The following is a 14,288-nucleotide window of genomic DNA, read 5'->3' as shown; positions in this document are numbered from 1 at the left end:
GGGAGCGAGCTTGCTCGCGAAGGCGGAGTGTCAGTCAATGAAGACGTCACTGATCTATCGCATTCGCGAGCAAGCTCGCTCCCACAAGGGATGGCGGTGTTTGCAGGATCAATCGTCGGCTGCGGGATCGAGGTCCGGAAACATCACTTCGGTAAAACCGAACTTGCTGAAATCGGTAATGCGCGACGGGTACAGCCGGCCGATCAGGTGATCGCATTCGTGCTGCACAACCCGTGCGTGGAAGCCCGACGCAGTGCGCACAATCGGCTCGCCCTTCGGATCAACACCCTCATAGCGAATCTGCTGATAGCGATCCACCGCGCCACGCAAACCTGGCACCGACAGACAGCCTTCGAAGCCCTCTTCCGTGAGCGGGCTCAGCGGTGTGATCAGCGGATTGATCAGGATCGTCTGCGGCACCGCTTCAGCGTCCGGGTAACGTTCGCTGTGCTCGAACCCAAAGATCACCAGTTGCAGATCAACGCCGATCTGCGGCGCAGCCAGGCCGACGCCGCCGACGCTTTCCATGGTCTGGAACATGTCGTCGATCAGTTGCCACAGTTCAGGGCTGTCGAACATCTCGGCCGGTACCGGCGGCGCAATGCGCAGCAGGCGCTCGTCGCCCATTTTCAGAATTTCACGAATCATGATCAGACTTCGTCAGTGTCCGGCTTGATCGAGTGATCGCGACCCAGGCCCGAGACGTGTTGTTTGGGATGTTCATCGAGTTCGCCGGGGACTTTCTCACCCGCGTCCTTGCCCTCGCTGGACATGTGCTCGATCACCGCGTTCATTTCTGCCCCCAGCAGCAACACTGCGGCGGAAATGTAGAAGTACAGCAACAGCACGATGATCGCCCCGATGCTGCCATACATCGCGTTGTAGTTGGCGAAGGTTTTCACATAAAACGCAAAGCCCAACGAAGCGATGATCCATACCACCACGGCCAGTACCGAGCCGGGTGTGATGAAGCGGAATTCCTGTTTGACGTCCGGCATCACGTAGTAGATCAGCGCCACGGCGACCATCATCAAGATCACGATCACCGGCCAGCGCGCGATGGTCCACACGGTTACGATGACTTCTTCCAGGCCGACCTGCGCAGCGATCCAGCCCATCACCTGCGGCCCGAGCACCATCAGCGCGGCGGCCACCAACAGCATGCCGGCGATGCCAACGGTGTAGAAAATCGACAGCGGGAAGCGCTTCCATACCGGCCGGCCTTCGACCACGTCGTACGCCGCGTTCATCGCACTCATCATCAAGCGCACACCGGCAGACGCGGTGTACAGGGCAATCACGATACCGACCGAGAGCAGGCCGCCCTTGGACTGCTGCAACTGGTCGATCACCGGGTTGACCTGCTCAAGTGCCTGCGGTGGCAGGACCAGTTCCGATTGCAGGCGCAGCCAGGAGAAGAAGTCCGGCAGGTGCAGGAAACCGATCAGCGCGATCAGGAACAGAATGAACGGGAACAGCGAAAACAGCATCTGGTAGGCCAGTGCCGAGGCGTAAGTCGACATCTCGTCGTCGACGAATTCCGTCACCGTGCGCACCATCACCCGGTGCAGGGGCAGACCTTTCATGTCCGGAAAAATCATTCGCGTCTCCTTTCGCCGCTATACAGGTTTGAAGTCGTGGCGACTCAGGGGCCGTTTTTTACATCAAGGTAGCCTGTTTGGCGAACCTTGCCGGGTCTCAGCAGAATTTCGACACAAAAACGGCCATCCTTGGATGGCCGTTCGTGTCTTTCGTTCAAGGCTGAGTTACGCCTTGTCGACGCCTTTTTTCACAGCGTCTTTGGCTTTGCCGACCGCTTGCTGGGCTTCGCCTTTTTTCTCTTGAATTTTGCCTTCAACCTGCAGTTTGTCGTTGTCAGTCGCTTTACCGACGCCTTGCTTGACGTTGCCGACCGCTTCGTTGGCCATGCCTTTTACTTTATCGCCTGTGCTACTCATGGTGTTTCTCCTTGGTGCAATTAGGGGGAAAAGTCAGTACGTAATGATTGACTGGCCGGGTTTGCGCCAAGTTTCATTTATTTTCGGGGGGCATTTCGTCGTGGCGTGCAGGTTGGGCTTTATGTTTGCTGCCCAACCCACGAGAATGCCCACCATATGGGCGCCACGCGCCAGGAACCGATCCCGCAGGAATGTTATGAAACTCGATAAAACGCAGGCCATCGCCCGACGCAACAAGGAACTGGGCGGTGCCGTGCTCGGCACCAACAACTGCCACTTCGCCGAACTGAACCGTAACCGCAACATCTGGTGGTTCGACCTGCCGGTGTCGCGTCTGGCCATCGGTCAGTACGAGTGGATTCACTTGCTGATGCACACGCCGGCCACCGACGAGTTGCTGCACCTGAAGGTGCCGACGGTGTTCCTGCGTGAAAAGCTTGAAGGGCTGGTGATTCGCAATCAAGGCAAGCGCAAGGCGGCATTGAGCCTGGAATTGAGTGCGGACAAGGATTCGTATCTGCAGGACATGCGTCCGGCGGGGACCAACGTGAATTTCGCGCCGTTTCGTCAATAGCCCTCACCCTAACCCTCTCCCAGAGGGAGAGGGGACTGACCGAGGTGTCTGGGCAAGGTACGCCGACCTGAAATATCGAGTCGAACTCAGATTCTGAAAAGCCCCCGATCAGCTCCCTCTCCCTCGGGAGAGAGCTGGGCGGGCGGCGTTCCGATGAGGGGTAGGCTCAACGCGAAATCCAAGCCCTGCCCCGCACCCAACAAAAAGCCCCGCATCTGCGGGGCTTGGTGTTTTTAGGCGGCGGACTTGGCCTTGATCTTCTTCAGCTCTTCATCCCGCAGCTCGCGACGCAGGATCTTGCCGACGTTGGTCGTCGGCAGCGCATCACGGAACTCCACCGAACGCGGCACCTTGTAGCCGGTGACGTTGGCACGCATGTGCTCCATCACGGTTTCCTTGGTCAGCGTCACGCCCGGTTTGGCGACGATGAAAATCTTGATCGCTTCGCCCGACTTCTCGTCCGGCACGCCGATGGCCGCGCACTGCAACACGCCCGGCAGGGTCGCCAGCACGTCTTCCAGCTCGTTCGGATAAACGTTGAAACCGGAGACCAGAATCATGTCTTTCTTGCGATCGACAATGCGCATGTAGCCGTCCGGCTGGATCAGCGCGATATCGCCAGTCTTCAGCCAGCCTTCGCTGTCGAGCATTTCATCGGTGGCTTCCTGGCGCTGCCAGTAGCCCTTCATCACTTGCGGGCCTTTGACGCACAGTTCGCCGATTTCACCCAGCGGCTGCTCGACACCGGCATCGTCGATGACTTTGCACAGGGTCGACGGCACCGGAATGCCGATGGTGCCGATCTGAATGTTCTGGATCGGGTTGACCGTGGCCACCGGGCTGGTTTCGGTCATGCCGTAACCTTCGCAGATGGCGCAGCCGGTGACGGCTTTCCAGCGCTCGGCAGCGGCCAGTTGCAGGGCCATGCCGCCGGACAGAGTGACTTTCAGCGCGGAGAAATCCAGCTTGCGGAAGCCTTCGTTGTTGCACAGCGCCACAAACAGGGTGTTGAGGCCAACGAAACCGCTGAACTTCCACTTCGACAGTTCCTTGACCATCGCCGGCAGGTCACGCGGGTTGCTGATCAGGATGTTGTGGTTGCCGATCAGCATCATTGCCATGCAATGAAAGGTGAACGCATAGATGTGGTACAGCGGCAGCGGCGTGATCAGGATCTCGCAACCTTCGTTGAGGTTGGAACCCATCAGCGCCTTGCACTGCAGCATGTTGGCGACGAGGTTACGGTGCGTCAGCATCGCGCCCTTGGCCACGCCAGTGGTGCCACCGGTGTATTGCAGCACCGCGACGTCGCCGCTGTCCGGGTTGGCTTCAGCCACAGGCTGGCCCTGGCCCTTGCTCAGCACGTCATTGAACTTGACGGCTTTGGGCAAGTGATAGGCCGGCACCATCTTCTTCACGTATTTGATGACGCTGTTGATCAGCAGGCGCTTGATCGGCGGCAGCAGGTCGGCAACTTCGGTGACGATGACGTGTTTGACGCCGGTTTTCGGCACCACGGTTTCAGCCAGATGCGCCATGTTCGCCAGGCAAACAAGGGCTTTGGCACCGGAGTCGTTGAACTGGTGTTCCATTTCCCGCGCGGTGTACAGCGGGTTGGTGTTGACCACGATCAGCCCGGCACGGATAGCGCCGAAGACGGCGACCGGGTACTGCAGAACGTTGGGCAGTTGCACGGCGATTCGATCACCGGGCTGCAAGTCGGTATGCTGTTGCAGATACGCGGCAAACGCACCGGACAATTCGTACAGTTCACCGTAGGTGATTGTCTTGCCCAGATTGCTGAAAGCCGGTTTGTTGGCGAAGCGTTGGCAGGATTGCTTCAACACTGCCTGAATGTTCGGATACTCGTCTGGATTGATGTCGGCAGCAATTCCAGCCGGGTATTTATCCTTCCAAAAGTCTTCGATCATGGAAGCCCACTCCTCAGCAACGCGAATTCTTCACCGCATTTGATGCGATTATTATTGGTGTGTGTTTTGTATTGGTGAATCTGGCTTTCAGAGAGGCCGAGAAGTCACAAAGCGCGCCGAGAGTAGCAGCTTTGCCGAGGGTCGACTAGAGCCAAAAGCGGCCCCTACAGTCATATTCATGACTCAAGACTATCTAGCAGTCATTTTAGAGCAAAAATCCTAGAGCGCCTTGAAAGCCCCTGAAACTGGGGCTTTCTCTCAAAAGCATCGCGGGCAAGCCCGCTCCCACAGGGTGACAGAGAACCTGTGGGAGCGTGGCTTGCCCGCGATCGCGCGAAGCCCGGCCATTCACCGATTACGCGATATCGCGCAACTCGCGCCGCAGAATTTTCCCGACAGGCGTCATCGGCAATGACTCACGCAACACAATGTGTTTCGGCACCTTGTACGCGGTGAAATTCTCTTTGCAGTAGGCCTTCAGCTCTTCAAGACTGACGCCGGTTTCCCGCGGCACCACAAACAGCTTCACCGCCTCCCCGGAACGCTCGTCCGGCACACCGATCACCGCGCAGTTGGCGACTTTCGGGTGGGCCATCACCACGTCTTCGATTTCGTTTGGGTACACGTTGAAGCCGGAGACGATGATCATGTCCTTCTTGCGATCGACGATGCGCACGAAACCGTCCGGATCGATCACGGCGATGTCACCGGACTTGAACCAGCCCTCGGCATCCAGCACTTCAGCGGTGGCTTCAGGCTTGTTCCAATAGCCCTTCATGATCTGCGGCCCCTTGATGCACAGCTCGCCGCGCTCGCCCATCGGCTGCTCGACGCCGTCATCGTTGATGACTTTCAGTAGCGTGCCTGGCACCGGCAAACCGACCGTACCGAGCCGCGACTGATCGCCATACGGGTTGGTGCAGGCCACCGGCGACGTTTCGGTCAGACCGTAACCTTCGGTGATGCGACAACCGGTGATCTGCTCCCAGCGTTCGGCGGTGGCCTTGACCAACGCGGTGCCGCCGGAGTTGGTGAGTTTCAGGCTGGAGAAGTCGAGGGTCTTGAAATCCGGATGATCCATCAGCGCGACAAACAGTGTGTTCAGCCCCAGCAGTGCCGAGAAACGCCAGTTCTTCAGCTCCTTGATGAACCCGGCGATATCACGTGGATTGGTGATCAGGACGTTGTGGTTGCCGGAAACCATCATGCACATGCAATTCGCGGTGAAGGCATAGATGTGATAGAGCGGCAGCGGCGCAACCATCACTTCCTGGCCTTCGCGCAGCAGCGGCTGGCCATCAGGGCCAAGTTGCGCGAGGCAGGCGCGCACCTGTTGCATGTTCGCCACCAGGTTACCGTGAGTGAGCATCGCGCCCTTGGCCAGCCCGGTAGTGCCGCCGGTGTATTGCAACACGGCGATGTCATCGAGGCCGACCTTCAGTGGCTTGATGCCCAGGCCACGCCCCAGGCGCAGCGCACTCTTGAAAGAGATCGCCTGCGGCAGCGCATACGCCGGGACCATTTTCTTCACTTTGCTGACCACGGTGTTGACCAGCCAACCCTTGGCGGTGGGCATCAGGTCGCCCATCTTCGCTTCGATCAGGTATTGAATATCGGTGTCGGGCAGCACTTCCTCGACTTTCTGGCCGAACATGTTCAGGTACACCAGCGCCCGCGCGCCGCAATCTTTGAACTGATGGCGCATCTCCCGCGCGGTGTACAGCGGGTTGGTGTTGACCACGATCAGCCCGGCGCGCAAGGCACCAAACACGGCAATCGGGTAATGCAGGACGTTGGGCATCTGCACCGCGATGCGATCGCCCGGCAGCAGATCGGTGTGCGCTTGCAGATAGCCGGCGAAGGCCGCGCTCTGGCGCTCCAGTTCGGCGTAGGTCAGGGTCACGCCCATGTTGCTGAAGGCCGGACGATCGGCGAACTTTTTGCAGGAACGCTCAAACACCTCGATCACCGACTTGAATTCCCCCATGTCGATGTCCAGCGGTACGCCGGCCGGGCGTTTGTCATTCCAGAAATCAGGTTGCATTGTTCTTGTCCTCTTTACCTGAGCCGATCCGGGCCGCTTTCTGTCATTTCTGAAAAAGCGGAGCTTCACGGACACTAGCAGCTATGGCCATTGAGGCAAATATGGGCAAAGCCGTCATTGATCGTGTGAATCTTCCTGCCGTGGCGTGGGCTGATCAGACGCGCTATACAATGTTCCGACTCTGAGCAAAGGAATCGCTATGATCCACCACACCCTCTGGCTGGATGCGAGTGACCGCAGCCGCCTGTTCGTCAATCAATGGCTGCCTTCAGCGCCGATGAAAGCGGTGATTCTGCTGGCCCACGGTATGGCCGAGCACAGCGGTCGCTACGCACGACTGGCCGACATTTTTTGCGACAAAGATTACGGGGTGTATGCCCCGGACTTGCGCGGTCATGGCCAAACGGCCGATCAGGGCACGCTCGGGCATTTCGCCGATGACGATGGCTGGTGCAAAGTGCTGGGCGATCTGGCGAGCCTCAATCAGCACATCGGCCAGCAGCACCCCGGTGTGCCGATCATTTTGCTCGGGCACAGCATGGGCAGTTACCTCGCCCAAGGTTATTTGCTGCATCACAGCGCCAGTCTGCACGGAGCGATTCTCAGCGGTTCGAACTTTCAACCGGTGGCCCTGTATGGCGCTGCCCGGCAGATCGCCCGACTGGAAAAACTGCGCCAGGGCGGCAAGGGCCGCAGTGCGTTGATCGAGTGGTTGTCGTTCGGCTCGTTCAACAACACATTCAAACCGGTGCGCACGCCGTTCGACTGGCTGAGCCGCGACCCGCTGGAAGTCGACAAGTACGTCAGCGATCCGCTGTGCGGCTTTCGCTGCACCAATCAGCTGTGGATCGACCTGCTCGGCGGCTTGCAGCAAATCAGCAAAGCGTCCAATCTCGCCCAGATCGACCCGGGCCTGCCACTGATGGTAATCGGCGGCGAATGTGATCCGGTGAGTGAAGGCAAGCGTCTGACAGATCTGGCCAATGCCTTGCGCAGCGCCGGCAGCCAAAACCTGCAACTGAAGATCTACCCGCAGGCGCGGCACGAATTGTTCAACGAAACCAACCGCGATGAAGTGATCGCCGATGTGCTGGCCTGGATCGACCAGGTCCTGAGCCATCCGCGCCCTCACCGCAGCGAGTAATTTTTTGTGGATTCATTTAATCCATCAGAGGAATCAAGCCCGATGACCCAGGTTACCAACATCCCCTACGAAGCCCTCGAAGTCGGCCAGACCGCCAGCTACAGCAAGACCGTCGAAGAGCGTGACATTCAATTGTTCGCCGCGATGTCGGGCGATCACAACCCGGTGCACCTGGACGCCGAGTTCGCTGCCGCCAGCATGTTCAAGGAGCGAATCGCTCACGGTATGTTCAGCGGCGCGCTGATCAGTGCCGCCGTTGCCTGTGAGTTGCCTGGGCCGGGCACTATTTATATCGGTCAGCAGATGAGCTTTCAGAAGCCGGTGAAGATTGGCGACACGCTGACAGTGCGCCTGGAAATTCTTGAGAAACTGCCGAAGTTTCGTGTACGCATTGCCACTCGCGTTTTCAACCAGCGTGATGAGTTGGTGGTGGATGGCGAGGCGGAGATTCTGGCGCCGCGCAAGCAGCAGACGGTGACGTTGCCGACTTTGCCGGCGATTAGCATTGGCTGATTGATGGGTGGTGTGTCAGTGAGAGCTTTTCCCCCTCACCCCAGCCCTCTCCCCCAAGGGGAGCGAGGGGGAAAGGGAGCCGATCTCCGTGCTTTTCAAAACCTGAGTTCGACTGGATATCCCAGGTCGGCGTACCTCGAAAGAGCTCCCCGATCAGTCCCCTCTCCCTCCGGGAGAGGGCTAGGGTGAGGGGCTCTTGCTTTAGCTTTCCCCCGGACACAAAAAAACGCCAGACTAGCTGGCGTTTTTTCTACCCGGCTAACGCTTAAGAGCGAGCGCGAGCCTGGTTACGCAGGGCTTTCACCTGGTCGTGATTGCGTTGTACGCCGTGGTATTGGCGTTCAACCAGATCACGAATACCCACCAGGTTATGCTTGTTGATCTTCTCGATGGCTTCACGATAAGCCTTCAGCGCATGGTCTTCACCGCGCTCGGCTTCGTTGAGCACGGCCTCTTCGTCTTTGCCGGTGAACATGGCTTTGACGTCGACCCAGCGACGGTGCAGATCACCACTCACGCTGGTAGAGGTTTCCGGATCACCGCCCAGTTTGCGAACCTCGGCTTGCAGTTCAGCCGCCGCGGTGGCGCAATCGGCAGAGCGAGTAACAAACAGGGTTTTCAGTTCTGGATGCTTGATGTCTTCAGCGCAAGTCTTGAACCCTTCCTGACCGTCCTTGCAGGTTTCAATCAGGTCATTGAGTACAGAGATGGCTTCTTTATTCATGTCGGTCATTTTTCAATTCCTTGCGATCGGTGGAAGATGCAAGGGATATTGCAGTGTGCGTGCCAGCTTTTTTATTTATAAAAAATCGTTATATATCAACAACTTAAATATAAATGAACTATCCGTATCACGGTTATTTGCATGATCTGTCATTTGGCCTGCATGCAGAATGCCTGTATTTTCCAATCTGATTTAAAGCCAGACGATCTCACTGATGAATCCCGAAAAACTCGAACTGCTGATCACCCGCGAAATGCCCTTCGGCAAGTACAAGGGCCGGATCATTGCCGACCTGCCAGGCCCGTACCTGAACTGGTTCGCCCGCGAAGGTTTCCCGCACGGCGAACTCGGTGGCTTGCTCGCGCTGATGCAGGAGATCGACCATAACGGCCTGTCGGAATTGCTCGAACCGCTGCGCGCCAAACACGGCAAACCTGCCCCGCGCCATTGAAGCGCCCTCCTCATCCTGAGTTAGCCGACCATGCCCGATAACACCCGCCGCGCCCGTGACGAAGCCTTCTGGCAAACGTTCGCTGATCGTTACGACGTTCAACCCGGCCCCGTGAACCTGGAAAACGGTTACTTCGGGCGCATGTCGCGCACGGTGATCGAGGAATACCAGCGCAATATCGAGCTGATCAACACCAGTAACTCGGTGTATGTACGCCAGCGTTTTGAACAACACGACAACCTCGACATCCGCGCACAACTGGCCGAGTTGATTGGCGTGCGCGCGCAGAGCGTGGCGTTCACCCGTAACGCGACCGAGGGCCTGCAATCGCTGATCCGCAACTACAACCGCCTGCAACCGGGCGATCAGGTGCTGATCAGCGATCTGGAATACGACACCGTCAAAGGTGCGATGCGCTGGCTGGCCAGACATCGCGGTGCCGAGGTGATCGAGATTGCCCACGCGCACCCGGCGAGTTTCGACAGCCTGCTGGAGACTTATCGCGAGGCGTTCAAAGGTCACCCGAAACTCAAGCTGATGGCCCTGACGCACGTCACTCACCGCACCGGTCTGGTCATGCCCGTGCAGGCCATCGCCGCGCTCGCCAAGGAACATGGCGTCGATGTCATCCTCGACGGCGCCCATGCGCTTGGCCAGGTCGAGTTCAACCTCGAAGCACTGGGCATCGCCTTCGCCGGCTACAACCTGCACAAATGGATCGGAGCACCGCTCACCCTCGGTTTCCTCTATATCGCGCCGCAACGCCTGGCCGATATCGATCCGGACATGGGTGAAATGCATTACCCGGGCAATGACATCCGCGCGCGCACTTCGTACAGCACACCCAACATTCCAGCGCTGATGACCTTGCCGCTGGTGTTCGAAGAACACCGCTCGCTCGGTGGCGCGCCGGCAAAAGGCGCTCGCCTGAATTATCTGCGCAATCTGTGGGTCAGTGCGGTGCGACTGTTGCCGGGTATCGAGGTGATGACGCCGGATGATCCACGGCTATATTGCGGCATCACCTCGCTGCGCTTCACCCGGCACGACAATCAACAGGCGATGGCCGAGCGCCTGCTCAACGACTACAACCTGTTCACCGTGGTGCGCAATGGTGCCGCCAGCGGGCCGAGCATTCGCATCACTCCGGGGCTGACCACCACCGCCGCCGAGATGCAGTTGCTGGTTCGCGCACTGAACGAGCTGCGCTAAAACACCGCCTCCGTGCATTTATCGTAGCCCGCAAGGCTGATCTGCGACGACACCGCAAAGGTGTCGACGCCGATTGTCAGGCAACCGAAGTAGCCGTCCTCCAGGCTTTCACTGCCAATCGCTTGCAACAGCAAGCGCGAGGCGTCATCCGCCGTGACCTCACAACCGCATGCACAGGGTAAATGCAGTTTTCCTGTCCAGGCCTCGTGATGTGCCTGCGGGGATTGATCATCGCCGGCGATGCCCACTGTCATGGCGATGCATGAAGCACCGCCCGACAGCCGATCCGGGTAAAGGCTGGTAAACCGCACGATGCCTTTGCTGTCGGTCGCCTGCGTGCCGCACAGCGTGTCTGCGCCAATACGCTGTTCGATCCGCACCAGCGCGCCAGCCACCGGTTCAGCGGTCATCGCATCGACCAGCGTCAGACGCAACACCAGCGGTACGCCTTCGATGCCACGGCTGATGTTGCGCACGTTCGTTGCGGTTTCACGCCTGACTGAGCCGCCGACTCCAGGTTGCAATGGATACAGCTGATTACGCAGTAAAGCGACAGATTGATGGTCGTCCATGAGGCGTTCTCTCTTCCGTAAGATGAACGCAGATTAGCGCCACACAAATGCGCCTGTGCGGTAACTATGTATCGCGTGATGTCCTGGCACTGTCTTCAGGCAAAAAAAAACGGTGCACCGACCAAGCGCACCGTAAAGCCGTAGAACACACAACGAAGTGTCAGGTAACAATTGAAACCAGCGGGATCAGTCGAGCAGCGCCAACGCCTCGGCGGTGCATTCCTGAATACGCGCCCAGTCGCCGTTCTTGATCCACTCCGGATCAAGCATCCAGCTACCGCCCACGCACATGACGTTTTTCAGCGCCATGTAGCTCTTGATGTTGGCCGGGCCGACGCCGCCAGTCGGGCAGAATTTCACTTCGCCGAACGGGCCGCCAAGGGCTTTGATTGCCGCCACGCCACCGCTGACTTCAGCCGGGAACAGCTTGAAGCGGCGATAACCCAGACCGTAGCCTTCCATGATGCCGGAGGCGTTGCTGATGCCCGGCAACAGCGGAATCGGGCTGTCGACGCTGGCTTCGAGCAAATCACGGGTAATGCCCGGGGTGACGATGAATTGCGAACCGGCCGCTTCCGCCGCCGCGAGCATGTTGCGATCGAGCACGGTGCCGGCGCCGGTCATCAGCTCCGGACGCTGGTCACGCAGAATCTGAATGGCCTTGAGGCCGAACTGCGAACGCAGGGTCACTTCCAGCGCGGTCAGACCACCGGCGGCCAGAGCGTCAGCCAGTGGCAGCACGTCCTGTTCGCGAGCGATGGTGATCACCGGCAGGATCCGCGCCTTGGCGCAGAGGCTGTCGATCAGGGCAACTTTGTCCGCCATGGAAACGGTCGGGGATGGGGTTGTCATAGCGGCTGTTCCTTGGCTCATGGGCACCAGTAAATCTCTAACGTAGGTTGCAGAAACACGCGCACCGGCATGGCGGCGACGTCATCGGATGCCAGCGCGGCATTCAGGGTGGTCAGTTTCGACTGACCGGAAATCGACAGAATCTTGTGCTTGGCCGACGCGAGCAGCGCACGGCTCATGGTCAAGCGCTGACGCGGCACGCTCGGCGCCAGCATCGGCCAGCAACGGCGAGTGCCGTCGGCTTGCAGCGCTTCGGTGAGGTTCGGGCTGTCGGGGAACAGCGACGCGGTGTGGCCGTCATCGCCCATGCCCAGCACCAGCACGTCAATCGGCGGCAGCTCGGCGAGCAAACGATCCGCCTGTTCAGCCGCCTGCTCGACGTTGGCCGCCGCGCTATAAAGGCTGAGGAACTGCGCTTTCGCCGCTGGGCCTTTGAGCAGGTACTGCTTGAGCAGGCCGGCATTGCTGTCAGCGTGTTCAACCGGTACCCAGCGCTCATCGGCGAGGGTCACGACGACCTTGGACCAGTCCAGTTCCTGTTTGGCCAAGTGCTGGAAAAACGCCACCGGGCTACGACCGCCGGACACCACCAGCACCGCGTTGCCGCGTGCAGTAATGGCATCGGTCAGTTGCTTGGCAACGTTCAGCGCCAGCCCTTCGGCCAACAGCACCGGGCTCTTGAATTCGTGGGCGTTGACGCCCGCGGGCAGTTTCACATCAGATATCGCCATACCACGACCTCCCGTCCCGCGTGATCAATGCAATGGAGCTCATCGGCCCCCACGACCCGGCCGCATACGGCTTGGGCGCGTCACCGGATTTTTTCCATCCGGCGATCAGCTGGTCACACCATTTCCACGCGGCTTCGATTTCATCTTTACGGACAAACAGGTTCTGATTGCCGTTCATCACTTCCAGCAACAACCGCTCGTAGGCATCGGGGATCCGCGCGCTACGCCAAGTGTCGGAGAAATTCAGTTGCAGCGGCCCGCTGCGCAGTTGCATGCCTTTGTCCAGGCCCTGCTCTTTGGTCATCACGCGCAAGGAAATGCCTTCGTCCGGCTGCAGGCGGATGATCAGTTTGTTGCTGATCTGCAAGCGCTGTTCAGGGGCGAAGATGTAGTGCGACGGTTCCTTGAAGTGGATGACGATCTGCGACAACTTTTGCGGCATACGCTTGCCGGTACGCAGGTAGAACGGCACGCCGGCCCAGCGCCAGTTGCGGATGTCGGCGCGCAGGGCGACGAAAGTTTCGGTGTCGCTCTGGGTGTTGGAATTCGGTTCTTCGAGGTAACCCGGTACCGATTTGCCTTCGCTGTGGCCGGCGATGTACTGGCCGCGCACCACTTGCGTGGTCAGGCCTTCCGGGCTGATCGGTGCCAGCGCCTTGAGCACTTTTACTTTCTCGTCACGGATGCTGTCGGCGGACAAGTCGGCCGGCGGGTCCATGGCAATCAGGCAGAGCAGTTGCAGCAGGTGATTCTGGATCATGTCGCGCAGTTGGCCGGCCTTGTCGAAGTAGCCCCAACGGCCTTCGATGCCAACCTTCTCGGCCACGGTGATTTCCACGTGGGAGATGTAATTCTGGTTCCACTGGGTTTCAAACAGGCTGTTGGCGAAACGCAGGGCGATCAGGTTTTGAACGGTTTCTTTGCCCAGGTAATGGTCGATGCGGTAGGTGCGGTTCTCCGGGAAAAACTGCGCCACGGCGTCATTCACTTTGCGCGACGATTCGAGGTCGGAGCCGATCGGTTTTTCCAGCACCACGCGGGTGTTTTCTGCAAGACCGACTTTCGCCAGGTTCTCGCAAATCGCGCCGTACACCGCGGCCGGCGTGGCGAAGTAAGCAATCATGCGTTGTGTGTTGCCAGCCAGTTCGGCCAGCGCCACGTAATCTTCAGCCTTGAGGAAGTCGACGTGCAGGTAGGTCAGGCGCGCCAGGAATCGCTCGGCGACGGCCTCGTCCAGCTCTTTGCCTACATAGCGGCGCAGTTCGGCGGCGATGAACGCCATGTGTTGCTGCTGGGAACCTTCTTCACGGGCCAGCGCGATGATGCGCGTGTCCTCGTGCAGCAGGTCGGCGCCATCGAGGTGATAAAGGGCAGGAAACAGCTTGCGCAGGGCCAGATCGCCAAGCGCGCCGAACAAGGCAAAGGTGCACGGTTCAACCGTAATCGAAGGCATGATGTTTGTTCTTTTATCAAGTTAAGCTACAAATACCTTTTTTCAAGGCATCACTCAAGGGAAAATGTAGTAATAACCACAACATTTTCGCAAAATACAGATTCCGAGTGGTGGTCGCTCGGACGCATC

The 14,288-nt window shown here is 58.8% G+C and carries 15 protein-coding genes; 5 read left to right on the top strand and 10 right to left on the bottom strand.

Annotated elements, in window-relative coordinates:
• Positions 1 to 108: 108 nt before the first annotated feature.
• The 3 genes from def to WA225_RS10670 form a co-directional block, all read right to left on the bottom strand.
• Positions 109 to 648, bottom strand: coding sequence for a peptide deformylase (def, locus tag WA225_RS10680; protein WP_422607894.1), 540 nt, complete (start codon positions 646 to 648; stop codon positions 109 to 111).
• A gap of 2 nt (positions 649 to 650) precedes the next feature.
• On the bottom strand, positions 651 to 1,601 hold the full coding sequence (locus WA225_RS10675; RefSeq protein WP_422607893.1) for a YihY/virulence factor BrkB family protein: 951 nt from the start codon (positions 1,599 to 1,601) through the stop codon (positions 651 to 653).
• A 165-nt stretch (positions 1,602 to 1,766) separates the two neighbouring features.
• The gene (locus tag WA225_RS10670) at positions 1,767 to 1,958 is read right to left on the bottom strand and encodes a CsbD family protein (RefSeq protein WP_422607892.1); all 192 of its coding nucleotides are present in this window, start codon (positions 1,956 to 1,958) and stop codon (positions 1,767 to 1,769) included.
• Positions 1,959 to 2,154: 196 nt separating this feature from the next.
• Between WA225_RS10670 and WA225_RS10665 the strand changes: the two genes are divergently transcribed.
• The gene (locus WA225_RS10665) at positions 2,155 to 2,532 is read left to right on the top strand and encodes a hypothetical protein (RefSeq protein ID WP_422607891.1); all 378 of its coding nucleotides are present in this window, start codon (positions 2,155 to 2,157) and stop codon (positions 2,530 to 2,532) included.
• A gap of 233 nt (positions 2,533 to 2,765) precedes the next feature.
• Here the strand turns inward: WA225_RS10665 and fadD1 are convergent, their stop codons facing one another.
• Both fadD1 and fadD2 read right to left on the bottom strand, forming a co-directional pair.
• Positions 2,766 to 4,463 carry a long-chain-fatty-acid--CoA ligase FadD1 gene (gene fadD1 / locus WA225_RS10660; RefSeq protein WP_095048180.1) on the bottom strand — a complete coding sequence of 566 codons (1,698 nt, stop codon included), beginning with the start codon at positions 4,461 to 4,463 and terminating at the stop codon, positions 2,766 to 2,768.
• 355 nt (positions 4,464 to 4,818) lie between these two features.
• Positions 4,819 to 6,507 carry a long-chain-fatty-acid--CoA ligase FadD2 gene (gene fadD2 / locus WA225_RS10655; protein WP_422607890.1) on the bottom strand — a complete coding sequence of 563 codons (1,689 nt, stop codon included), beginning with the start codon at positions 6,505 to 6,507 and terminating at the stop codon, positions 4,819 to 4,821.
• A gap of 199 nt (positions 6,508 to 6,706) precedes the next feature.
• On the opposite strand from fadD2, the gene WA225_RS10650 reads away from it, so the two are divergent.
• Entirely contained in the window at positions 6,707 to 7,651 is a 945-nt protein-coding gene (locus WA225_RS10650; protein ID WP_422607889.1) for an alpha/beta hydrolase, read from the top strand.
• 42 nt (positions 7,652 to 7,693) lie between these two features.
• The gene (locus WA225_RS10645) at positions 7,694 to 8,164 is read left to right on the top strand and encodes a MaoC family dehydratase (protein WP_003227420.1); all 471 of its coding nucleotides are present in this window, start codon (positions 7,694 to 7,696) and stop codon (positions 8,162 to 8,164) included.
• A 265-nt stretch (positions 8,165 to 8,429) separates the two neighbouring features.
• Here WA225_RS10645 and WA225_RS10640 read toward each other — a convergent pair whose 3' ends face one another.
• Positions 8,430 to 8,897, bottom strand: coding sequence for a ferritin-like domain-containing protein (locus WA225_RS10640; protein WP_064391705.1), 468 nt, complete (start codon positions 8,895 to 8,897; stop codon positions 8,430 to 8,432).
• Positions 8,898 to 9,102: 205 nt separating this feature from the next.
• On the opposite strand from WA225_RS10640, the gene WA225_RS10635 reads away from it, so the two are divergent.
• Both WA225_RS10635 and WA225_RS10630 read left to right on the top strand, forming a co-directional pair.
• A complete protein-coding gene (locus WA225_RS10635) occupies positions 9,103 to 9,339 on the top strand; it encodes a DUF3820 family protein (protein WP_003213031.1) in 237 nt (78 codons plus the stop codon).
• Between the two features lie 30 nt (positions 9,340 to 9,369).
• Positions 9,370 to 10,551 (top strand): aminotransferase class V-fold PLP-dependent enzyme, encoded by a 1,182-nt coding sequence (locus WA225_RS10630; protein WP_422607888.1) that lies wholly within the window; start codon positions 9,370 to 9,372, stop codon positions 10,549 to 10,551.
• On the opposite strand, the gene WA225_RS10625 is transcribed toward WA225_RS10630, so the two are convergent.
• The 4 genes from WA225_RS10625 to zwf form a co-directional block, all read right to left on the bottom strand.
• Complete coding sequence (locus WA225_RS10625) at positions 10,548 to 11,123, bottom strand: hypothetical protein (RefSeq protein ID WP_422607887.1); 576 nt, start codon at positions 11,121 to 11,123, stop codon at positions 10,548 to 10,550. The two genes, WA225_RS10630 and WA225_RS10625, sit on opposite strands and share 4 nt — an antisense overlap.
• 186 nt (positions 11,124 to 11,309) lie before the next feature.
• The gene (locus WA225_RS10620) at positions 11,310 to 11,975 is read right to left on the bottom strand and encodes a bifunctional 4-hydroxy-2-oxoglutarate aldolase/2-dehydro-3-deoxy-phosphogluconate aldolase (protein ID WP_008082815.1); all 666 of its coding nucleotides are present in this window, start codon (positions 11,973 to 11,975) and stop codon (positions 11,310 to 11,312) included.
• 17 nt (positions 11,976 to 11,992) lie between these two features.
• Positions 11,993 to 12,706, bottom strand: a complete 714-nt coding sequence (pgl, locus tag WA225_RS10615) for a 6-phosphogluconolactonase (RefSeq protein ID WP_422607886.1) — start codon at positions 12,704 to 12,706, stop codon at positions 11,993 to 11,995.
• Positions 12,693 to 14,159 carry a glucose-6-phosphate dehydrogenase gene (zwf, locus tag WA225_RS10610; protein ID WP_422607885.1) on the bottom strand — a complete coding sequence of 489 codons (1,467 nt, stop codon included), beginning with the start codon at positions 14,157 to 14,159 and terminating at the stop codon, positions 12,693 to 12,695. The genes pgl and zwf overlap by 14 nt, the downstream gene beginning before the upstream one ends.
• Positions 14,160 to 14,288 lie beyond the last annotated feature (129 nt).

It is taken from the genome of Pseudomonas sp. (assembly GCF_049300855.1).
Classification (GTDB): Bacteria; Pseudomonadota; Gammaproteobacteria; order Pseudomonadales; family Pseudomonadaceae; genus Aquipseudomonas.
This window is presented reverse-complemented; position numbering and strand designations above follow the sequence as displayed.